This window comes from Enterococcus sp. C63 (assembly GCF_040887215.1).
In the GTDB taxonomy this organism is placed as follows: domain Bacteria; phylum Bacillota; class Bacilli; order Lactobacillales; family Enterococcaceae; genus Enterococcus_B; species Enterococcus_B hirae.
This window is the reverse complement of record NZ_JBFOFI010000006.1, coordinates 1-22527: the sequence shown is the minus strand read 5'-3', so window position 1 is coordinate 22527 and position 22527 is coordinate 1. Positions and strand designations below refer to the sequence as shown.

The 22527-nt window shown below is 35.4% G+C and carries 23 protein-coding genes; 4 read left to right on the top strand and 19 right to left on the bottom strand.

The genetic code is table 11. The features are described from left to right. Positions 1–72 precede the first annotated feature (72 nt). The 11 genes from AB3H90_RS09670 to comGA form a co-directional block, all read right to left on the bottom strand. The gene (locus tag AB3H90_RS09670; RefSeq protein WP_368016644.1) at positions 73–999 is read right to left on the bottom strand and encodes a toxin Cry1Ac domain D-VI-related protein; all 927 of its coding nucleotides are present in this window, start codon (positions 997–999) and stop codon (positions 73–75) included. A gap of 243 nt (positions 1000–1242) precedes the next feature. After that, the gene (locus tag AB3H90_RS09665; protein ID WP_094940556.1) at positions 1243–2457 is read right to left on the bottom strand and encodes an immunoglobulin-like domain-containing protein; all 1215 of its coding nucleotides are present in this window, start codon (positions 2455–2457) and stop codon (positions 1243–1245) included. A 223-nt stretch (positions 2458–2680) separates the two neighbouring features. Continuing rightward, entirely contained in the window at positions 2681–3865 is a 1185-nt protein-coding gene (locus AB3H90_RS09660) for an acetate/propionate family kinase (RefSeq protein WP_010737077.1), read from the bottom strand. Positions 3866–3889: 24 nt separating this feature from the next. Continuing rightward, positions 3890–4897, bottom strand: a complete 1008-nt coding sequence (locus tag AB3H90_RS09655) for a class I SAM-dependent methyltransferase (protein WP_010720892.1) — start codon at positions 4895–4897, stop codon at positions 3890–3892. A 165-nt stretch (positions 4898–5062) separates the two neighbouring features. After that, positions 5063–5434, bottom strand: a complete 372-nt coding sequence (gene comGG, locus AB3H90_RS09650; protein ID WP_368016643.1) for a competence type IV pilus minor pilin ComGG — start codon at positions 5432–5434, stop codon at positions 5063–5065. Continuing rightward, positions 5403–5837 (bottom strand): competence type IV pilus minor pilin ComGF, encoded by a 435-nt coding sequence (comGF, locus tag AB3H90_RS09645; RefSeq protein WP_207428578.1) that lies wholly within the window; start codon positions 5835–5837, stop codon positions 5403–5405. Before comGF ends, comGG begins: the two co-directional genes overlap by 32 nt. Then, positions 5812–6033, bottom strand: coding sequence for a hypothetical protein (locus AB3H90_RS09640; RefSeq protein ID WP_242690586.1), 222 nt, complete (start codon positions 6031–6033; stop codon positions 5812–5814). The genes comGF and AB3H90_RS09640 overlap by 26 nt, the downstream gene beginning before the upstream one ends. 79 nt (positions 6034–6112) lie before the next feature. Next, the gene (gene comGD, locus AB3H90_RS09635; RefSeq protein ID WP_178287183.1) at positions 6113–6577 is read right to left on the bottom strand and encodes a competence type IV pilus minor pilin ComGD; all 465 of its coding nucleotides are present in this window, start codon (positions 6575–6577) and stop codon (positions 6113–6115) included. Continuing rightward, positions 6552–6848, bottom strand: a complete 297-nt coding sequence (gene comGC, locus AB3H90_RS09630; protein WP_063627553.1) for a competence type IV pilus major pilin ComGC — start codon at positions 6846–6848, stop codon at positions 6552–6554. Before comGC ends, comGD begins: the two co-directional genes overlap by 26 nt. Next, on the bottom strand, positions 6845–7894 hold the full coding sequence (gene comGB, locus AB3H90_RS09625) for a competence type IV pilus assembly protein ComGB (RefSeq protein WP_181915122.1): 1050 nt from the start codon (positions 7892–7894) through the stop codon (positions 6845–6847). Before comGB ends, comGC begins: the two co-directional genes overlap by 4 nt. Next, the gene (comGA, locus tag AB3H90_RS09620; protein ID WP_010737071.1) at positions 7851–8780 is read right to left on the bottom strand and encodes a competence type IV pilus ATPase ComGA; all 930 of its coding nucleotides are present in this window, start codon (positions 8778–8780) and stop codon (positions 7851–7853) included. Before comGA ends, comGB begins: the two co-directional genes overlap by 44 nt. Positions 8781–8910: 130 nt before the next feature. Here comGA and ade point away from each other — a divergent pair, with 130 nt between their 5' ends. Then, on the top strand, positions 8911–10641 hold the full coding sequence (gene ade, locus AB3H90_RS09615) for an adenine deaminase (protein WP_368016642.1): 1731 nt from the start codon (positions 8911–8913) through the stop codon (positions 10639–10641). A 115-nt stretch (positions 10642–10756) separates the two neighbouring features. On the opposite strand, the gene trmB is transcribed toward ade, so the two are convergent. The 4 genes from trmB to AB3H90_RS09595 form a co-directional block, all read right to left on the bottom strand. Further along, positions 10757–11410, bottom strand: a complete 654-nt coding sequence (gene trmB, locus AB3H90_RS09610) for a tRNA (guanosine(46)-N7)-methyltransferase TrmB (protein WP_010720901.1) — start codon at positions 11408–11410, stop codon at positions 10757–10759. 138 nt (positions 11411–11548) lie between these two features. Further along, positions 11549–12331: a phosphotransferase family protein gene (locus tag AB3H90_RS09605; RefSeq protein ID WP_010720902.1), complete on the bottom strand. Its 783-nt coding sequence runs from the start codon at positions 12329–12331 to the stop codon at positions 11549–11551. A 179-nt stretch (positions 12332–12510) separates the two neighbouring features. Then, entirely contained in the window at positions 12511–13722 is a 1212-nt protein-coding gene (locus AB3H90_RS09600; RefSeq protein ID WP_207496530.1) for an ABC transporter permease, read from the bottom strand. Beyond that, positions 13715–14452 (bottom strand): ABC transporter ATP-binding protein, encoded by a 738-nt coding sequence (locus AB3H90_RS09595; RefSeq protein ID WP_010720904.1) that lies wholly within the window; start codon positions 14450–14452, stop codon positions 13715–13717. The genes AB3H90_RS09600 and AB3H90_RS09595 overlap by 8 nt, the downstream gene beginning before the upstream one ends. A 135-nt stretch (positions 14453–14587) precedes the next feature. Between AB3H90_RS09595 and AB3H90_RS09590 the strand changes: the two genes are divergently transcribed. The 3 genes from AB3H90_RS09590 to AB3H90_RS09580 all read left to right on the top strand — a co-directional run bounded on the left by AB3H90_RS09590 (position 14588) and on the right by AB3H90_RS09580 (position 16540). Next, complete coding sequence (locus AB3H90_RS09590) at positions 14588–15022, top strand: HIT family protein (RefSeq protein WP_010720905.1); 435 nt, start codon at positions 14588–14590, stop codon at positions 15020–15022. Then, positions 15015–15353, top strand: a complete 339-nt coding sequence (locus tag AB3H90_RS09585) for a YtxH domain-containing protein (protein ID WP_010720906.1) — start codon at positions 15015–15017, stop codon at positions 15351–15353. The genes AB3H90_RS09590 and AB3H90_RS09585 overlap by 8 nt, the downstream gene beginning before the upstream one ends. 176 nt (positions 15354–15529) lie before the next feature. Further along, positions 15530–16540: a peptidylprolyl isomerase gene (locus AB3H90_RS09580; protein WP_178306374.1), complete on the top strand. Its 1011-nt coding sequence runs from the start codon at positions 15530–15532 to the stop codon at positions 16538–16540. Positions 16541–16715: 175 nt separating this feature from the next. Here the strand turns inward: AB3H90_RS09580 and AB3H90_RS09575 are convergent, their stop codons facing one another. From AB3H90_RS09575 to AB3H90_RS09560, 4 genes are all read right to left on the bottom strand, one after another. Further along, a complete protein-coding gene (locus AB3H90_RS09575) occupies positions 16716–16931 on the bottom strand; it encodes a hypothetical protein (RefSeq protein WP_010720908.1) in 216 nt (71 codons plus the stop codon). Positions 16932–17082: 151 nt separating this feature from the next. After that, entirely contained in the window at positions 17083–18027 is a 945-nt protein-coding gene (locus AB3H90_RS09570) for a 3'-5' exoribonuclease YhaM family protein (RefSeq protein ID WP_010720909.1), read from the bottom strand. A 3-nt stretch (positions 18028–18030) separates the two neighbouring features. Beyond that, positions 18031–20730 carry an AAA family ATPase gene (locus AB3H90_RS09565; protein WP_368016641.1) on the bottom strand — a complete coding sequence of 900 codons (2700 nt, stop codon included), beginning with the start codon at positions 20728–20730 and terminating at the stop codon, positions 18031–18033. Continuing rightward, entirely contained in the window at positions 20727–21947 is a 1221-nt protein-coding gene (locus AB3H90_RS09560) for a DNA repair exonuclease (RefSeq protein ID WP_088745263.1), read from the bottom strand. Before AB3H90_RS09560 ends, AB3H90_RS09565 begins: the two co-directional genes overlap by 4 nt. Between the last annotated feature and the right edge of the window lie 580 nt (positions 21948–22527).

Sequence of the window (22527 nt, the reverse complement as noted above, 5' to 3'; positions counted from 1 at the left end):
ATTTATCCAATCAATCATTTTTTCTAACCTAATCGATTTCATGATAAAAATATTTCTTTGTCATCAATTCGCCTATTTATTTCCTTTAGGAAGTACAATAATGTGCGCATCATTATAAGCTTCTTGTGCTTCTTGTACTTTCGCTAACAGTCTGTCTTTATAAGGTACATCCACAAGACGGTGGACAAGATTCAATGCAGTATTAATATCATTTTGAGTATTGTTTGTACTTGGTTTACCATTAAAAAACAGACGATCCACCACTGGCGTTGCGTTTGATACAGCAATTAACTGATCGTATTTTTCATGCAATTCATTGGTCGTATAGCCTTCTAAAAATGGAATGTTTATATAAGGAAGTTCACCTAGTTTTTCTGCAAGATCGATCATTTCTTCTGTTGTAAAACTACCTTTAGGATTACCGATATCTCCATCAATAAAGTGTTTATCCATCGTCTCATTCGCAACTTGCCATTTTTGCATCAATGTATCGTATGCTTTTTGTGCTTGATTGACTTTTTCCAACAACGCTGTTTTTTGATCACTATCTGGTAAGCTTTCGACTTGTTGTTTCGCCGCATCAATTTGAGCTTTAGTATTGCCTACTTTTGCTCCATTTCCATCAAATAGATTATTGACTGCATCAGTAGCATGTTGAATCACTTCATCTGCAAGTGTATTCTTCTGTTCCGGTACTGGCACACTTGATGCGTTCTGTTCTTTTGTAGTGGAAGATGTTGTTGTTTCTTCTACTTTTTTATTTTCTTTTTCTTCTGAAGCGTGTGTTTGACTTGTTTCACTCGCCTGACTTGATTGATTTGATTGATTTGCTTCTTCTTTTTTCTCATTTTTTTCCGAAGTAGTAATAGTGATGCCTTCTCCCGCCCCATTTTGATCTGCATGGACCATTGGTGTCACTACTCCAGATAAACTAGATAATACTAATGCACTCGTAGTTGAAAACGACACTAAATTCTTTTTCAAGTTCCCCTTTTTCAATTAAAAACCACCCTTTTTTGTTTATTTGATTTAAGGAAATAATAACCTATTCGGGCTCGCTATTTTTTTTAATTATTTAAAAAAAAATGTCATTTTTTTAAATAGACTATTTTATAAAATAAAAAACAATGTTAAAGTTACTCACTTCGGTAAAAAAATTTTTGTTTGTGACACTGGCTGTTCTTCTATTTCTATTCAAGTAACTTTTTATACGAGTCGTTAATGCTTCAGCTATAAAAATAGTCAGTCTTTATTCGTTGAATCAATGAAAACCACTTGCTTACTAACGATTTCTTTTCCTTGTTCATCTAAACTAATCAAAGTAATAGATTTAGTTAGCGCCGATACCTTGTTTTTCGCGTAGACTTCAAATTGATTATCCTTTAACAATTTAAATCCTGGAAAATACTCTTTTCCATCCACTACTAACTTAAATTTCTTTACTGCCCCAGCATAGGTACCTGTAATATATTCATTTCCTAATTTATAGTCATTTATATCTAAGTAGGGAGATTGGACTCTAACTAAACCAGATTTTAACAAATCTCCTTCTGAATTCAGAGCAACCAAAACGACTCTTTTACTTCCACGTAATATTTTATCTTTCGCATAGACTTCAAATTGATTATTCGCTAATCGTCTAAAACCTGGAGTGTATTCTTTCGTGCTTCCTGTGGTCCCCACCCTCAATTTAAATTTAGCAACATCACCAATAAACTCACCTTTGACATAGTTTTCTCCTAATGTGTAATTGTTAATGGTGAGTTTCGGTGCTTGAACTGAAACGTTTTGAGAACTTGTCTCTTTTCCTTTTTTATCAAAGATTTTTACTGTGACTGAAAAAATTGAAGGCGGAATTTTCTTTCCAATATAAAGTTTGAACTGATTATTTGGTAACAAAGTAAAACCTGGGGTATATTCTTTATCGCCAACAATCAGTTTAAATTGATTGATTTCCCCTTCGTAAGCACCAGTCATGTATACATTTCCATAAATATAGGGGTCGATTGTACAGGAAGGAGTTTTTTCGTCAAATTCTTTTTGTCCATTTTTTTCTTTAGAATTTGTCATTTTAGTCTGTTTTGAATCATACATTTCTTGCGCTTGAACAATTTTTTCAAATAATTTTGTTTTTTGTACACTTTCTGTTAATTCCATTACTTGTAGCTTTACTTCATTAATTTTTGCTTGGGTATTACTTGTTTTTGCTCCTGTTTCATCAAACAGAAGTTTCACTGCCTCAGTCGCTTTCTTAACGTTTTGATCATTAGGAATGTTCGTTTGTTTCACATCTGAATGTTCACCTGAAATATTTGCCTGGCTGATTTCACTTTTCATTGTTTTCTTTCCTGAGACTTCATTTTGTTCTGCGTATACAAATGGACTGGCAGTTATAGATGAATTAGCTAATATTAGTACACTCATAATCGTTATCGTTAATCGATTTGTTTTTCTCAATTCAATCTCCTCCCTTTTTTTCATAATACTTTATTTTATTTCTATATTTTTTATTGATTTAAAAAAGAACATTTCTTTTTTTCAATCAATCACTTTTTATAGACAAAACAAAAAAACGAAGTGAACAATGTTCACTTCGGAAAAAATTTATTCTTAAAATTATGATACGTTCGCTACACTATTTCATACCTAAAAAAGGCTAACAACTATTTCATTAGAATATTTATTTACGTAAACGTTCCACGTCACGAGCGATCATCAATTCTTCATCAGTTGGAATGACAAGTACTTTGACTTTTGAATCTTTTGTGGAGATATCTAATTCTTCCCCACGTTTTTTATTCATTTCAGGATCAATTTCACAACCAAACCATGTCATGCCTTTAATGATTTCACTACGGACGTGCCCATCATTTTCACCAATTCCAGCAGTGAAAACAATTGCGTCAACGCCGTTCATCGTTGTCACATATCCACCAATATATTTACGGATACGGTCTACAAAGATGTCATATGCCAAATGGATATGCTCTTGTTCATAGTTTTTCTCAAGATCACGCATATCACTTGATAAACCTGTTAGACCTAACAAACCTGATTTTTTGTTTAAAATGTTGACCATTTCATCAATATCAATCTCTAATTTTTCCATTAGATAAGGTAAAACAGCTGGATCGATGTCCCCTGAGCGTGTTCCCATTGTTACACCTGCCAGTGGTGTGAATCCCATCGAAGTATCAACTGATTTTCCACCATCTACTGCCGTAATTGAAACACCATTCCCTAAGTGACAAGTGATCAATTTCAACTCTTCGATTGGTTTCTCTAACATCTTAGCCGCACGTTCTGCTACATAGCGATGACTTGTACCATGGAAGCCATATTTTCTTACTTTGAAATCTTCATAGTAAGAAACAGGTAAGCTATACAAATAACTGCTTTTTGGCATTGTTGCGTGGAATGACGTGTCAAACACAGCCACACTTTGGATATCAGGTAAGATTTTTTTAAATGCTTTGATACCCATTAAGTTAGCAGGGTTATGCAATGGTGCAAACTCTGCTAATTCTTCAATGCGATCCATCACAGCTTCATCCACGATTACAGAATCAGCATAAGTTTCTCCACCATGAACGACACGATGTCCTACCCCAGTGATTTCATCGTAAGAACTTAAGATTTGTAATGCAATCAGTTGATCTAACAACATTTTTACTGCTACTTCATGGTCATCGATGTCCATGATTTTCTCAAATTTTTGATCTTCACCATATTTGATCGTAAAAATTGAATCTTCTAAACCGATTCTTTCGACAATTCCTTTAGCAATTACGGTTTCTTCTGGCATTTGATATAGCTGCCATTTTAAACTTGAACTTCCAGCGTTGATAGCAATTGTTTTAGACATATAATTCTCCTTCTTAGTGCGTGATTAAAGAGAAGACGATTTCCATGTTTCAAATTCTTTAAAAAATTCAGTCACCTTCTCTGGTTTCTTTAGTGAATCAAGTTTTACAAGTAATACTTCTTGTGCTTGTTTTGCCTTTGTTCCTTTTTTCTGCAAGATCAAAATACTTTTTTGTGATTGCTTGTTACGGAATAATTCATCTGGTAATTGGATCATTCCTTGAAGATATCCTTCTTCTTTAAACCATCTTTTGACTTCTTCACTTTGTTCTGTTTCTAAGAAGTTACTTGGCATCAAAAACAGACCGAATCCATCTGGTTTGACATACTTCATTGCCTGTTCTAATAGCAGATGATGGGCATAACTATGCCCTTGTGTGGTGCTTGTTAAAAACTCTTTTGCTTTTTGATCATTCGGATAATAACCAATCGGTAAATCGCTGATAGCTACATCCACTGGATCAATCAGTAATTCTTGTAAGCCATCTTGGTGAAAATATTGAACATTCGCCTGAGTCAGATCACTTGTTGAAGCAGCAACCGCTAATAACGTATCGTCAATATCTACACCCATCCCTTCCGCTTGGTATCCCGCACTTGATAGGTTTAAAAGAACTGTTAATAACAAGTTGCCCATTCCTGCTGCAATGTCCAAAATCTTGATTGGCTCTTCTTTATTTGTGAATAGCTGTTCAATTAAAAAGACAAATAAAAAACCAATACTATCTGGAGTAAGTTGATGGTTCGCTTGAAGATGTTCTGTCTGACTCCCCTTTAGTAACAGTAGTTGTGACAGACGGCGCCACTCTTCTGGTTCAAAGGAAAGTTGACTGAGTTCTTTATACAAAGCAGAAATCTGTTGCTTGATTTCTTCAGACGGTACTCCATCTACCACTCGTACTTGATAGTTGTCGATTAAGTTTTCAGCATTTTCGACATAGGCTTCTAAAAAGGAAGTTCCCAATGCATTTTGTAAAAGCTGAATCGCTTTTAGGTTTTGTTCAAACCCCTGTTCCATTTTTTCTGGTAACATGGTGCACCTCATTTCTAGATATATTATAACAATTATTTTACCTGTTTAATTTTAACGAACTATGAGCAAAATTTCAATCGTTTTCACACTTTTTTGTTTGTGAAATAAAAAACATAAACGTTATGTAAACAGCGGTAACACAGAAAAGAGTGCGTTTTCATGGATTCACTCACTTTCTGTGTTACTTTCTGTATCACTGTTAAGCATTTCTATGAACTGAAAATGCTGAGATTCGATCTGAATTTCGATCGTTAGCTGATTCGCTTTTCTTTTGTAATGAGCCTTTCCTAAATTATATTGATACATTCCCTGTTCTTTCAACTCGTTACTTTCAGATAAAACCATTTGTTTGATTATTTTTGCTACATAATAATTTTTGATGCGTTGGTTCAAATCTACTGTCGAGCGATAAGTTTGTACAATGATCGACAATAATGAACTACAAACTAAAAACAATAGTAAGGTTGAGAATAAGATATTACTACTGAACCCCTTGTTATGCTTTTTATGATAGTGGCTTGGTCCAAATCCCCTCATACTTCTCTCCGTTTATAAATTCGATTAAAAATGTGATAGCTGCAGTAGAATCTCTCACTTCCCAATGCTTGACTTGTGTTAACACAGGTTGGTGTCCCCCTGATACTTCTCGTTTACGTATCAACGCATGATATTGCTCAAATAAATAGGTTTTCTCTTCCATCTCATAATAAATACGGTTATCTTTAATGACGACATTTTTTCCTTTTTTTATTTCTTCTTCAAACTGAGCTAAAAAAATCAGCCACTCTTTTTGATCCTTTCGTTGTAAATATTGTTCCACTTTCGTTGTTTGCGTGATTAAAAGACTGATTGAAAGTAAAACAGCACTTAAAATGGCAAGCGAAATCAAACATTCAATCAGTGTAAAGGCAGCTTTATTCTGGTATTTTGGTAATCTCAATCACTTTGTCTCCTTGTGTGAGCTTCACTTTTTCGATCTTTTTCTTTTTAGCGGTTATGGTTGTCTGACTATCTGGTCCATTTAACGTTCGGTTCGGTATTTGTTCATACATTCGGTAGGTTTTTACATCTTCATATAGTCTGCGAAGTAATAAGATTTCCTGATTATTTTGCTTTTCTGCAGTTAATAAATACAAATTCCCCTGACTGACAAGAAAGATACACGATAAGGTAATGGATAAAGCTATTACTGTTTCTAATAGAATAAAAGCATGTCTATTCGATTTTTTTAATATATCGGCCACTCCCTAGCTGAAATTGATAAACGATTGTTTGTCTTTTATTTGTCCAATAGAACCGATAGGCTTGCAATGAACTTTCGTTGCCGGTTCCCGCAGCGAATATGAGCTTTTCCATCTGTTGGACAGTAATTTCATCTGGCACCTCTAAAGTTGACCAACCGAGATTTGGATTGGGTACGTCAAAAACAATTTGATTCTTTGATTGATCGTAAAAGATTCTTGTAGCTTGTTGGCTGACAATGGCTATTTTCTGCGTGGCATATATCCGACTTTCAAATTGTGCAAAAAATTGCTCTATTGTCATCTGCTTTTGCCAAGCTGAGACTGAAAGTGAAGGGAATAGAAATAATCCTAAAGTGATCGTCAAAACAAATAAGGTTTCAATCAAAGTATAACCAGTAAGGCAAATTGGTTTATTTTTGGTTATAGGCATCTGCATGTTCTTGCTTTATATATCCCTCCTTTAAGAGTTCTGCGATCGTTGGGACTTTCCCATTATTTTGCAAAGAGTACAATTCTTTTTGAGCATCGACCAATTGCATCACTGCTTGTTTGCCTTCTCGATTGACATGATCTCGATAGCGGGAAATATTAGGGATGAACAAGAGAACTAATGCGCTGATTACTAATAAGACGATCAGCATTTCGATCAACGTAAAACTTTCAACATTCCTTAATTGTTTTCGTCTGAAATTGACTAGATATTTCATAATAAAACCTCCTCAATGTTGCCATAAACTGGCAGTAAAATTGCTGCATAAATCAATAGAATCAAGCTGGCAATTCCTAGAAAAAGGACTGGCTGTATCCATGAAAGTCCACGGTTCACCTTTTGGAAAAAATGCTGTCTTGCTAATTTACTGTAAAACAAAAGTTCTTTACCTAAGTTTCCTTTTGCTTCCCCTTGTAAAACGATTTGACTAAATTCAGCCGTTAAAAATGAATAAGTCTCAAACTGCTGTGCTAAAGAAATTCCTGATTCTAACCCTTTTGTCAGACGAAATGCTAATAGTTGGATCAAACTCCCTTGTTTTGTTTCTTTCAAACAAAAAATGATTTGGCGCAATTCTAATCCCTCGTAGAATAATTTTCCAAATTCTAAAGCGATATAAGAAGACTGGTAGAGGGAAAAAAGCGAACCAATCAATGGTTTGTTGCTGAACCATTCCCCTCGTTGAATCATATCCATTTTTAGGAGCCTGATCTTGATAAACAGACATAATAAACCAACAGACAGTAAAACAAGAAGAACATACCAATGAAAGGACTGCAAAAATCGGATTCCCCAATGCGTATCCATGACCATTTCCGAAGTTAATAACTGTGGCAAAATAAATTGGCGTAATGCAACTAAGATCCCTAATAAAAACAAACACAGTAAACACGGATAACTGATCATCTTTTTTAATTCTTTTCGAAATTCTGCTACGAGACGAAATTGTTCTGCCATCCCATTCAATGTTTGGATCAAATTCCCATGCGTACTGGCTAACTCGATTTGCACAAGCTTGTCTTGAGTAAAACCCAATGCTTGTAGAACCTCATAAAAAGAATGTCCTTCTTGCAATAAGCGGTGTCCTTGCTGTAAATAAATATGGGGGACGGGTGTAATTTTCAATAATATTTCCGTTGCTTCTTGAATGCTAAATCCATGGTCAAGTAACTCCCCCATCAGTCGAATATACTTTGCTTGATGGTTCAGTGACATTTTCTTAGAAGGCAAACGATCGCCAGCGACTATTTTTTGCTTCTTCATAGCTTTGGTCCCACCCTTTCCTCTCAAAATCATTGTAGGTAAAGTTGTAACCCCATAAAGCCGCTGCTGCTTGTGTTTGGTCTAAAAGGATTTCTTGGTAGATTACGCCAGATAAACATTCAAAAAACTCATCGCTTCTGCCAACTAATTCAAGAATTCTCGCTTCTGTTCCATCTAAATGGCGGGCATGAACCGTCGCAAATACACGGTGACCTGTCAACGCTGCTCGAATTGCTACATTCGCTGTCTTGCTATCTCTGATTTCTCCAATGATCAATAAATCTGGACGATGACGTAACGCAAGCTTCAGCAATTCCTCATACGTTTGTTCGATTTTGTCGTTTACTTGTAATTGTAAAAAGGCTGTTTCTTCAATTTCTACTGGGTCCTCTATTGTAATTACTTGTACCTCTTTGTCTTGTGCCAAATAGTACATCAAAGAAGTTTTTCCTGATCCAACTGGTCCGCTGAACAAATAGAGCCCACGCTTTTTACTCCGCTCATTGATCACCTTTAAATCCTCAGGACAAAAACAGCGGAACTGTTTTTCAGACAAATCATAAAGTAATCGAATCACCAAACTTTCTCTTTGTAAGTAATCACCTACAGAAGACAGTCTCAGTCTGACCTCTTTTTCTTTTAAGACGTAAGTCATTGCACCTAATTGCGCTTTTCTTCTCTCACCGATATCCATCTCTCCTAAATATTTAAAGCGTGAGATTAATTGTTGTCCAATATCTGATGCAATACTTTTTTGGAATGTTCGTTTTTTACTATAGCGGTAATAAATATTGAAATCAGTTTGATTAGGCATTATATAGATATCTTGAACACGTTTTTTATAACTTTCATTAATGAGATCATCTGATATCTCCTTTATATCCATCTTATCCCCTCCATAAAAAACATACGTCTTTTTTCTAATACTATTTTATTTTTGTATCATTAAATGCTAAAAGATGGGCAAAATCCGAATTTATGTTATACTATTAAAAATTTATTTTGGAGGGAACATGGTGGAATCATTACGAACAAAGCATATTTTAGTCGCTGGGAAAAAAGAACCAGCTGATCTGGTAATCAAACATGCACAAATCGTCAACGTTTTTACAAAAGAAATCCTAACCGGTGATGTTGCGATTTGTGACGGTAAAATCGTGGGGATCGGTCAATACGAAGGCAAAGAAATCTATGATGCAAAAAATCAATACCTCGTACCAGGACTTATTGATGGGCATGTGCATATTGAAAGTTCACTTTTATCTCCAAGCGAGTTTGCAAAAATTTCTTTATTACATGGCGTCACCTCGGTAATTACTGATCCTCATGAAATAGGAAACGTAGCAGGAAGTATTGGGCTTGATTTTATGATTGAAGACGCCCAATCCGTACCAATGAATATTTTTATCATGCTGCCATCCTGCGTTCCTGTAACACCTTTTGAAACAAGCGGCGCAGTGCTAGACGCCCAATCATTCATTCCTTTTCTTGATCGTCCTGAAGTGTTGGGACTTGCTGAAGTGATGAACTACCAAGCTGTTGCAAATAACGAAAAAACCATCATTGATAAATTACAATTGATGCATGAGAAAAATATGAAAATCGATGGTCATGCAGCTGGTATTCAAGGAGATGAGCTAAACGTCTATTTGACGGCTGGTATAAAAACCGACCATGAAGCGACTAACGCACAAGAAGCAAAAGAACGTCTAGCTTTAGGGATGTATTTAATGATTCGAGAAGGGACAGTTGCAAAAGACCTCGAAGCACTCCTTCCCGTTGTAACACCAGAAAATTCACGACGTTGTTTATTTGTCACGGATGATAAACTGATCGATGATCTGGTTGCAGAAGGCTCTATCGATCACATCATACGCCAAGCAATCCATTTAGGAATGGAACCATTACAAGCTATTCAAATGGCCACACTAAACGCTGCCGAATGTTTTGGCTTTAGTCAGCTAGGCGCCATCGCACCTGGCTATCAAGCTGATTTCTTCTTAACCAATGATTTAACGACCCTTCCAATCAATACTGTCTTTTCTAATGGAAAAATCGTGGTAGAGGATGCACAATTGAATCTGGAACAATTTCCGAGACAAAAAAATACTTATGCTCAAAAATTACCAAAAATGGATGTGAGACCATTAACGGTCGATTCTTTTGCTTTACCACTTTGTACTGAAAAAGCCCACATGATCGAAGTCATTCCTAATAGTTTATTGACCAATGATTGTCTCGTAGAAGTAGACACAAAAAACGGTGTCTTTGTTCCTTCAATTGCCAACGACCAACTAAAAATTGCTGTGATCGAACGTCACCATCGAACAGGAAATGTTGGCGTTGGGATCGTTAAGGGATTTCAACTAAAGAAAGGAGCTCTTGCAACAACTGTTGCGCATGATTCCCATAACATCGTCGTGGTGGGAACGAATGACGAAGATATGTTAATAGCAGCAAACCAATTAATCAAAAAAGGTGGCGGAATGATCGCTGTTGCAGATGGTCAAGAGTTGGCTTGTTTACCCTTACCAATCGGTGGCTTAATGTCTCAAGAACCTTTTTTAGCTGTGAATGAGCAGTTAGTTTCCTTAACTAAAGAAGCACATGCGTTAGGTGCCAGTCAATCATTCGATCCATTTTTAACACTTTCATTTTTAACATTATCTGTCATCCCCGAATTAAAGATCACAGATAAAGGCTTATTTTCATTTTCTAAATTTAACTTGATTGAACCTTCTATATAAAATAAATACGAAAATATTTTGTCCTACAATTTTTCCTTGCTCGAACAGCTGCATCTACAACCAAAAAAGCAACCGAAACAAAAATGTTTCGGTTGCTTTTTATTAAATGAAGTCATTATTTCTTCGTTTTATCTGGAAATTGAGCTTCAACACGATAGATTCTTTGACCTCTTGAAGAAAATTTTTCTTCGTATTCAGTCATGATATTTCCTTCATATTTACTTTGATGTAAATCTAACCATACTTGTTTGATGATCATGCCGTATTGAGAAAAACTAGCTAATGAATATTCAAATAGTCCTTGGTTATCTGTTTTAAAATGGATTTCTCCTTTAGGGCGTAGAATTTGTTCATCCACCGCTAAAAATGTATGATACGTTAACCGGCGTTTTTCATGTCTTTTTTTAGGCCACGGATCAGAAAAGTTCAAATAGATTTGATCAATCTCACTATCTGCAAAATATTCCGTCAACGCTGAACCATCAACATGCAATAGTTTTAAATTTGGTAATGGTTGTTCAATTAATTTATCTAAAGCAATTGATACAACGCTGACTTGCATTTCTACCCCGATATAATTGATTTCAGGATGAGCCTTAGCCATTCCTGTGATAAACTGACCTTTTCCCATACCAATTTCAATATGGATCGGCTGCTCATTGCCAAATAGTTCGTTCCACTTACCTCTCCACTTGGTTGGTTCACTTATTACTAGATCTGGATGCGCTGCTAGCATTTCAGCAGCACCTGGGCGATTACGTACACGCATGAAAACTCCATTCCTTTCTTTCCTAAAAAAATAAAGATCAGACAAGTGATGTTCTACTCTTCTGATCTTAACTCTGAATAAATAATCGACAATAAATGCTTTATTCGTACACCGTACTCATTCTTTTTGACTCTTTGCTCAACCACTAAAAATTCTCTTCAACTGTAAGATCTCTTCATTCATTCGTCGATGATCTTCACGCTGACAATATCGGGTAATCTCTTGTAAAAGATTCATCGCAGCATACCAATGTAATTTTTCTAATATCTCATCCGTTGGGCGAATCCCATAAGTAACGAGCCATTGATTCCAATTAGATAATGGAACATAATTCCCTAAAATCGTGGCAATATCCACCGCTGGATCAGCAAACATAATTGAATCCCAATCAACTAGATACAAATAATTTTTGCACACTAACCAGTTCCGATGATTGACATCTCCGTGTACAACTGCAAAGTTCTCTTTATCCATCTGTGGAATTTGTTGACGCAAAAACTGGTGAACGATTTGTAAAAATCGATTCTTTCTGAGTGTCTCAGGTAACTCCAGTTCATATTGTTGCAACATTTTTTCTGGTGTCATCACTCTACCACCGATCCGAGTCAACATCGTTTTAAGTGAAGCAGAATGATGCAAATGATACAAGACATCAATAACATCATTTCGCTGGCCGATCTCGGTCGGAGTTAATAAACGTCCTTCTAGCCATTCCTGTGCTGTTAAGGTATCGCCATTTCCTGTCCGTTTCGTCCATACCAGTTTTGGTGTAATTCCTTCTCGGGATAGTGCAGCAAGCATTGGAGTCGTATTGCGTTTAATAAAGACCTTATCTTCATCGCGCATGCCTATGTATGTTTTTCCCGTATCACCTTTGATTGGGCGTAAACGCCATTCTTGGTCTAACTGAAACTCCATCATGCATTCTCCCGTCCTCTAAACTCTATGATTTGCAGTACTTATTATTCTAGTCGCCTAAGCCCCGAACGTCAAGCACATATACGTTCTTTTTTCCTGTATTCCTCTCTAAAAAACCATCTTTTATCAAAAAAACGAGAGAAAAAGCAAATCTGCCTTATTCTCTCGTTTTTTCACCTCTTTTATTCGTTCATTTTCTTGATCCGAGTCGGTGTATAGATTTTAATAAACAAGCCGATGACGATCAAATAACTGATAATCGGTATAAGTTTGTCTAGCCCATTTAATACGATCGCACCAATCAATCCAAAAAGACTAGCGGCAATCAGCAAAAGATTTAACAATAACTTTTGCAGCGCAACTTCTTTTTGCTTTTCCGTGATTGGATAAAGTTGGACAAGTGTCATGTAACGAAATTGATTGTATAAAGGAATCACTTGGAATCCGATCAAATAGATAAAAAGCGCCCCAATAGCAGTTATAAAATAAACATCGTCAATACCTGCAATCAAGATACTTCCAATCAACACTAAGCGTAAGAAAAGACCACTGAAATCAGAACCTCTAATAAATCTTCTGACATAAAGATAATAATAAGTATTATCTTTCGTTTTCTTCGTATGTTGAAGCAACGGGTCTAAATACCTTCTTCTTTTGACTTTAGAAGTGATTTCCGGCACGTCAGTAAAAAGATTGATGAATTGATAGATTTGATGTAAACGTTGCTCTTCTTTTTGTATCATTTTTTCCCAATCCAACCGATACGTCATATTTTTCCATAAAAACCAAAAGTAAATATTTAATTGAATCAACATAGCTAACAATCCAAGCCAGAGCCATCCATAGACCGTAAGCAACAAGATCAGCAATGTCGAAAGATACCAAGAAGCTTTCCATACCATCAATTTTTTCTCTTCAATTCGGAAAAGCTCCACTCGTTTGATTTGTAGTTGACTACTCTTCAATCCCCAGAGAATCAGTAAATAAACGAAATAAAAAGAAAAAGGCTGCCCGGTTGTCACAACCACGAGGGGCATTGAAAAGCCACAAGCTAGTCCTAAGAACAGAAAAGGAAATAGACTGGAATAAAGAAAAGCTCGTTGGAGATACTGATGCATCTCCTTTTCTTTCGGTAGTAGAAAAACCAGATCGGCCGCTTGCGTGAAAGTGGCAAATTTACCAAAAAACAAACAAATAAACCAAAAGATCGTAAGGATAATCCCACCCATTTGAAAAGGAGTCGTTAACGTTTTTAACCAGTTTGAATAGTAAAAGCCGACTCCGCCAAATAGAAATAAGCAAACCAATACAAAATGATCATTTAGTACATAACGCAAATACTTCATCATTTTTTTCTGGTGTTTTGCTAATCGCAATTGAAAGAAATTATTCATGATCCTGCTCCTTTGTCAAGGAGATATAAATTTCATCCAGAGAAGAATCAGGTAGTCGGAATTCCTCCTGTAAGTCTTTTAAGGTTCCATCTGCACGTATTTCTCCATTGTGCAGAACTACAAAACGATCACAATATTTTTCTGCCGTAGCTAAAATATGCGTAGACATCAAGATCCCTGAACCTTCATTTTTCATTTCTACCATTAGTTCTAAAAGAGCATTGATTGCTAATGGATCTAATCCTAAAAAAGGCTCATCAATAATGTACAAAGAAGGCTCGATCAAGAAAGCACACAAGATCATCACCTTTTGTTTCATCCCTTTTGAAAAATTGGCTGGCAACCATTCCAAACGATTCTCTAAACGAAACGTATGTAACAATTTCTCAGCTCGTTGCATCGCTATATCGATTGGAATATCATACGCCATCGCAGTCACTTCGATATGTTCTCTTAAAGTTAGTTCTTCATATAAAGAAGGCGTTTCAGGTATAAAACCGATTTGTTTTCGGTATTCTTCAGTATTTTTTTTCAAACTCAGATCATTAATCGTGATAGATCCTTTTTTTTGTTCTAAGAGGCCAATGATATGTTTGATCGTTGTACTTTTTCCAGCGCCATTTAAACCGATCAATCCCACCATTTCGCCAGGCTGTACACTAAAACTAATATCTTTTAAAACAGGTAGATGTCCATAGCCACCTGTTACATGTTCCACAATTAGACTCATAATTTTTCCTCCGTCGTTCGATTGTTTTTATTATACCATGAAGAAAACGAAGTCAATTTATTTTTTTTCATACAAATCTTTGAACATATGGTAAAGTTAACATAAATAATATTTTTGATGGAAAGGATGTTTCCTATGGAAAACTGTATCTTTTGTAAAATTATTAAGCAAGAAATCCCTAGTTATAAAATCTATGAAGACGAAAAAGTCTATGCATTTTTAGATATATCCCAAGCGACAAAAGGACACACACTAGTTATTCCAAAACAACACGTTTCTGATATTTTTGAATATGACGAAGTACTAGCAGCTGATGTCTTTTCACGTATCCCTAAAATCGCTCGTTCAATTGAAGAAGCTTTTCCTGAGATGCAAGGACTGAATATCTTGAATAATAACCGTGAATTGGCTTATCAATCTGTATTTCATTCACATGTCCATTTGGTCCCTCGCTATAGTAAAGAAGATGATTTTTCGATCCACTTTGGTAACCATCAGTCAGAATATAGTGCGGAAGAATTGCAACAAATTCAACATACCATTGTAAAGCAGGTGAAGAACATTGATTAAAAACTTTTTAAAAGGAATCGTTTTTGGAACGACCGTTGGAGCTATATCTGGATTGTTATTTGCTCCTAGAAGCGGGAACGAAACCAGAAAAAAATTGATCGCTGAACTAGACGAAGCAACGGAATTAACAAATGATTTAAATAACAGTCTTAATAATTTCAAACAAGCATTAGTGGACACAAAAGAAACAGCTAATACTTTGATCCCCGCTTTTCAAGAATCAATGAAAAAAGATATTGAAAATTTTAAATTTCAAGCAGAACCAAGAATTGCACAAATCCAAGAACAAGTTGAAAAATTAACAAATGATTTGCCACAAGACATGCAATAATGCGGAATTTTATAACACTTTTGATTTTAATTTTATTGTTTTTTTAATTTTTAGTTAGGAATGTGATCAAAATTTGAATTTTATTTGAAACTATCACGAGAACGTTTTTATTAATAAATAGATATGGTATAGTTATTATTGTAAGAATAATAATAAATCACAGGAGAGCAATTTTAATGAAAAAGAAAAAAATAATTTTAGCTGCAACTAGTGCGCTAGCTGTATTAGCATTAGCTGCTTGTTCAGGTAGTACAAATAAAGACATCGCCACAATGAAAGGCGGAACTATCACGGTTGAAGATTTTTATAATGAAGCAAAACATACGCAAAACAACCAACAATTAGTTCAAAATATGATTATTTACAAAGCCTTTGAAAATAAATATGGCGATAAAGTAACGGATAAAGATGTCAATGCTGAATACAAAAAGAATGAAGAAACTTACGGTGACACCTTTAAATCACAATTAGAAGCAGCTGGTTATACAGAAGACTCATATAAACAAGCACTTAGAAGCAGTTTAGTATTAAAAGCTGGTATAAGTGCTAACGTCAAAGTGACAGAAAAAGATTTAAAAGAAGCTTGGAAAACTTTCCATCCAGAAGTTGAAGCACAAATCATTAAAGTAAGCAGTGAAGATGAAGCAAAAGAAGTGAAAAAATCAGCAGATGACGGAACTGATTTTGCGAAACTGGCAAAAGAAAAATCAACCGATGAAGCAACTAAAAAAGATGGCGGAAAAATCAAATTTGACTCTCAAACGACAGATGTTCCAACTGAAGTGAAAGAAGCAGCCTTCAAATTAAAAGACGGTCAAGTATCTGACGTTATCTCAGCGACAAATACAACTTCATACTCAACAGATTATTATGTTGTAAAAATGGTCAAAAACCAAAATAAAGGCGATGACATGAATAAATACAAGAAACAATTAGAATCAATCGCCCGAGATACAAAAGAAAGTGATCAAGACCTACAAAAAGAAATTATCGCTAAAGTATTAAAAGAAGAAAATGTAAAAGTCACAGATGATGCCTTTAAAAATGTATTAACGCCATTTACTATGGAAACAGCTAATACCAATACATCTGAGTCTAAAACAAAATCAACAAAATCTTCTGAATCTAAAACAACTGAATCAACAAAATCTTCTGAATCATCAACAACTGAATCATCAAGCAAATAAGATGAAAAAAACAGACCTATCCTGGTCTGTTTTTTTTTTGACGCTATAATTTCTAAGAAGGATCGTAATTTCCACCTTATTTTTTATAAAAGATAAGCATAGATTAAAACACCAAAGTAAATGATTGACTTTGATGTTTTTTCGCTACCTATTCACTTTGACAAAGAGCTGATTTTTAGTAACTGATTCTGGTCATCAGTGTAACGATCGTTGCAAACATAGCAAAAATACAAATAAAGACGCCCGTAGTCGTTAAAGTAATCAAAGCAATCTTGGATTTGTTTCTCAATTTATAAGCCATATACAACAAACATACTGAGAAGAAAATTCCCAATACCCAGAAAAATAGCGGATCTCTTTGAACGCCAAGAGATTGGATATAATGATTCATTAACTATTTTCCCCCTATTAGTAAAACGGTTTCTCATCTGACTACAATCTTACACTATTGTAGATTTTTATCAATAACAAAATAAATTTTCCAATAATAAAGACACGTAGGCTCACAAGTAGTTCGTGTTAGGCTACGTGCCTTTAGTTATCTATAGTTCTTTGGGAACATAGAAACTACGATTTTCCATTCCAAAAATCCGTTCAGTGTATTTTCCAGGTTCTGTTTGACGAATCGACGTCAACATCATTTGCATTGAAGCATCGAGATTATCGATCTGATGTAAGATTTCTGCTTCCATGATCCGTGGTCGAACAGGCGATCCGTATTCTAATAAGCCGTGATGTGCTAAGACCATATGTCTTAATACCAAAACATCTTCATCTGCTTCATTTATTTTCAATGCGATACATGCTCTCGTGATTTCTTCATCTACTAGTACCAAATGCCCCACTAGATTACCAGCTAAAGTATATTCCGTACTCATCGGTCCAGATAATTCAATCACTTTTCCGAGATCGTGTAAAATGATTCCTGCGTATAACAACGATCGATTCAATTCTGGATATTCATCAGCAATCGTTTTACCTAAATGCAACATAGTCAATGTGTGGTAAGCTAATCCACTCGCAAAAGCATGATGATTCCGTTTTGCTGCGGGAAATTCAAAAAATTGCTTTTGATATTTATTTAGTAAATGACGGACAATCCGATTCCAATGAGCATTTGTTATATCAAATAATAATTGATTGATTTCTTCTTCCATTTCTTCTTTTTTCAAAGGAGCCCTTTCCATATAAAAACTAGGATCACTTGGCTCTTCAAGTTTAGTCAATCGCATATGCAAAATCTTTACTTGTGGGTTTCCTTGATAGATTTCCCGCTTCCCACTTAAGAAAACAACTGTCCCAGCAGTAAACTTGTTGATCTCTTCTTCAGAAGCATCCCAATATTTGCCATCAATCGTTCCAGACGTATCTTGAAAAGTAAATGCAATAAATTTTTTTCCGTTTTTCGCAACTCTGACATCAGCATTTTTAATTAAAACAAACAATTCAAATTGTTCATCGACAACTAATTCACGAATTTTTTTCATTCTTTATACATCCTTTAATATATTCACAGATTGTTGAAGCTCCTGATAATAGCTTACCATTTCTTGGTCAGAAGAAAAACAAATAACTTGATAATTTTGACCGAAATCAGCTAACAATTTGGCTAATTGATATTTTCTTTGATGGTCATAATGCAACCAACCGTCATCTATGATGATTGGACAGATCGAACGTTTTGATTCTAAAGATAGGTAGGCAAAGCGCATGGCCATAATCAGTTGATCTTTCGTTCCTGTAGATAATTCATAAATGGGAAAATCAGTTACACCGTCTGTTAGTGTCAAAGTATCATTTCTCAATAAAATCTCTTGGTAATGATTTTGTGTTAAGACTCCTAAATAGTGACCAGCAGCTTTTAATAATTGTGGTAATTGACGTTCACTCATTTCTGTAGACAGATCCCCTAAAAAAGTCCCAGCGACCATTAGACCTCCCCAATGTTCCATCAGTTGTTGCAGTTGTGCTCTCAATAAACTTTCTTCTTGGTACATCTCATCCAACGTACCATCTTTTTGTAATTCCTCGATTTGGATCTTTAACCGCTGACGTTGTTCGATCAATTGTTTTTCTTCAAACTGATACTGCCGTTGTTTCTCTTGATTATGATACAGTTCAGTACTTAATTGCTCCCGTGTCCGTTTTTTTGGAAAAAGTGGCGCGAGAATCTCATCCAACTCTTTTAGTCGTTGAAGTTGTGTTTTTGTTTGTTGTGCTTTTTGCAAATAAGCAGCTACTTCGGATGGATAAGCAAGTCCGACCTGTTCCATCTGTCCGCTATAGTGTTCGATCAAACTTTTTTGTTTCTTTTTCAATTGGTTGATTTCTTGTTTCAATAGTGTATTTTGTTGATAACTTCTAGCGAATTTCAATTGTTCCATTTCTTGGATGAAGTTCGTTAAAAGCACCATTTTTTCAGCGATTCCTTTATCTTGTAACGGTAACCATTCCTTAATCAATTCAAACTGACGATCAAGCTGTACCAACTTTTGTTGAATCTCATTTGCTCGTTCTTGTTTCTTGATCAAGCGGCTATACAAGTCTTGATAATCGGATACTTCATGCCCATATTCCTTCATCGCTTCTAAGGTATTCATCGTTCCTAAGTGATGGACCTTTGTAAAATCGAAAGCTTTTTGTTGGATTTTTTGTTGTTCAATCACTAGCTTGTTTTTACTTTGATTAATCTCTTCGATTTGGGCTAACGTATTGTCTAATTGTCCCAGTTTTTCTTGCCACTTACCTTTGATTTCTGATAAATCACTTTTCTGACCATTCAGTGATTTCCTTTCATAAAATGAATACCCCAATGTACCTAAGGCTAATAAAAAGACTCCTAGTTTCCAAGGCATTGGTAGGAAGATCCCCACCACAAAAAAGAATCCGCCGATAATAGCAAACGGTGTTTTGTTCTTTGAACGAACTTCTGAAGGTGCCGACTGTAATAATTCTGGATGTGTGGCTTCTAATTGGTTGATCTCCGCTTCAATCGTCCGCTGCTGCTCTAAGACGATTTCTGATCTGATTGATAATTGATTGACTTGTTCTTTCAACAAACGATTTTCAGAAAATAGTTGTTGCCACTCTTCAGTATGCAAAAATTCTTGTGGCTCTTGTGTCCGTTGCCATTGCCAGCTTTGCTCTAAAATTTTTAATTCTGAATCAATTTCTCGTTCTTCCACTTGGAGTCTTTGCCATTCATTCAGCCAATATTCAATTTGTGTTTGCTGTTGTTGCAATTCTTTTAGTACTTGCTCTTGTTCCAAATAGAAATAATATCGTGCCGACTGTTGATCCATTCCGCTATGTTTTTCTAAAGTAGCTTCGAGCTCATCTAGGCGTTCCGTCATCTGCTGATAGCGTTTAGTGAATTCCTCTAAGTCTAAAAGCAACTGTTCTTCAGGAACTTGTGGTAAGGTATTGGCTTTAAGTGTTTGCCACTCTTCGTATAAAGAATAATTCAGCTCTTGCTGCTTGATCTGAGAAATTTTTTCGTTTATCTCTTGGAGTTTTTTTTGTAGCTCTCTTTGATCTTGACTGTAGGCTTGTTCTTGTCGAACGAGTTCACCGAAAAAAGATTCCTGCTCTTGTTTTTGATGGACTCTTTCTTGAAGGTTCTTCCACTCATTCAATTTCTGATTGATAAGCAGTTTCTGCCCTTTTTTCTTAAAAAGCTGTTGGGCTTGCTGATAATATTCTTGTCTTTTTTGAAAAACATACGAACTGCCCGTAATCCCTAATGAGATCAGTGCATCATGTAATTCTTTTTCTCGTAGATGATCTAGTTCAGTTAACTGTTCTTGTTGAAAAGTAAAAACCTGCTGAAATAAATCCTTTGTTAGTGGAGAAAGTAATTTCTCTAATAATTCATCACTTCCCTGTTGCTCATTAAAAAGGACTTTGGATTTCCCACGATTTTGCTGTTTGTAACGTTCAACTAGTATTTCTCCATGAACTGGATGTTCTAACCAAATTTTCCCACCATAGGCAGCCCCATCTTTCGGCGTATAGTCTTTTTTCTTCTTTCCTTTTGAAGGGAAGCCAAATAATACAGCCTGAATAAATTGGTAAATCGTTGACTTGCCTGCTTCATTTTCACCGTAGATCAATTGATTTCCAGAAATAAAATCAAATGTTTTTTGTCTCCACTTACCAAATGCAGCTATTTCGATTCTAAGGATTCTCATATACTTTCCTCCTCAAACACAAAATCTTGCTCCAGTATTGCCTTGGCTTTAGTCAAGGTACCTTCCTGATACTCAGGTAAATCATTCATCAAGCGAACCGCATCAGGATGACTGTACATCTCACCTAAAATCTGATGGAAATCTTCACTTACCCGATAAGTTTCAAAGAGTTGGTCAACTAATGTCTGTGAGACCTTCAACGATACTCGATTCATTCTTTCATCTTCCTTAATAGATATACGCCAAATAAGTAAATTTGTAGATAGGTTGGCTATTTTTTCCATTAAATACTCAAGTAATTCGCCAGAATAGATTCGATCAATCACTTCTTGGTTCAAGTGATGATACTCTGTTACCTTTAAATCTAACAACGTCAGTTTTGGATTTCCCATAGTTAACTGCTCTTGGATCACTTGTAACACGTCTTGCGTAGTCCGAGCAGTTTTTAAAGACACGGTCTTACTCTCCCAGTATACTTCTGCGACCTCTAGCGGAATCGTCTGGCATTCACTGGAGGTCAATTCAACCAATAAAACATTTCTAGCTGTCTGCTCTTTTTGGGTATGGCCTTGAGGTGCCCCTGGATAATTCATTGTTTCTTTTTCGTTTAAAGACATTGGCACATGGATATGTCCTAATGCCCAATAATCATAGCCTTTTTCCTGCATTTTAGACGGCTGAAAAGGTGCATAGTTTCCCCGCTGATTGCTCCCTATTTCGCCATGATACAGACCGATATGATAATCCACTGAGTGTCGTAAAGGAAATTCAGCAACTTTATCTCCCTGTATCCATTGGTGTAAATAACTAAACCCGCTGATGGCGACCTTTTCCCCTTTTTTAGATAAAAATGTCTTTGTTTCTACCTCTTCCGAAGTAAATAAATGGACATTTTCGGGAAAAGTAAACCAGTAGCGCTCTGATTGATAATAATCATGATTTCCAAATGTCAAATAGACAGCAATCTCTTTTTCATTCAATCGTTCGATTTGATCAAAAAAATGTTTTTGGATTTTTAATGAAGGACGATTTTGATGGAAGGTGTCTCCCGCAAGTAAAACAAAATCAACTTCATTTATTATAGCCTTGTCTACAATATTTGCTAAAACTTTTAAATTAACCTCTAATAATTTTTCCTGTACCGATTTATCTAAATTTACTAGTCCTTCAAAAGAGCGATCGATATGTAAATCAGCTGCATGGATGAATTTAACCATCGAGTGTCCTCCTTTTTACTCAAGATGAATTTATGCCTTATCCGGCTTTATTTGAATAATTTTTATAAAATAGGTACTGCTTTATAAAATTATATGCTCTTTTATCATACCATTTTCATTGCTTTTTTTCATCAAAAACCGAAAATTTGTTCGCATTCACTCGAATAGATTACTCCGACCAATTCTCCCCTTGCTTTATGCCTAACTTTTTTGTATTTTATGGTAAAAGTAGAAGCATGAGGATTATTTACTCCTTTTTCTCTAAAAGGATAGAAAAAGAAAATGGGGAATTAACACACTGTCTTTTGATATGTAGCGTAACTTGTATTTCCAGCTGTCTATCTTTAAACTGTTTGCAAATTTCAGTGTAATTTTTTTACTTGGCAGCCTCACTTCGTCAAACAACCTGTTAACTATATTTAATTTTGTCACCTTTTATCTTTTACTAAAAACCAGCTAAATAGGAGGAATGCCTCGCTTTTCCGTCTTCATTGTTTTAATATTCCTTTGTTTGTAAAAAAGCTAGGAACAATCCCAAATACGATTATTCCTAACTTTTTATTTTCTCTTAATTTATGCA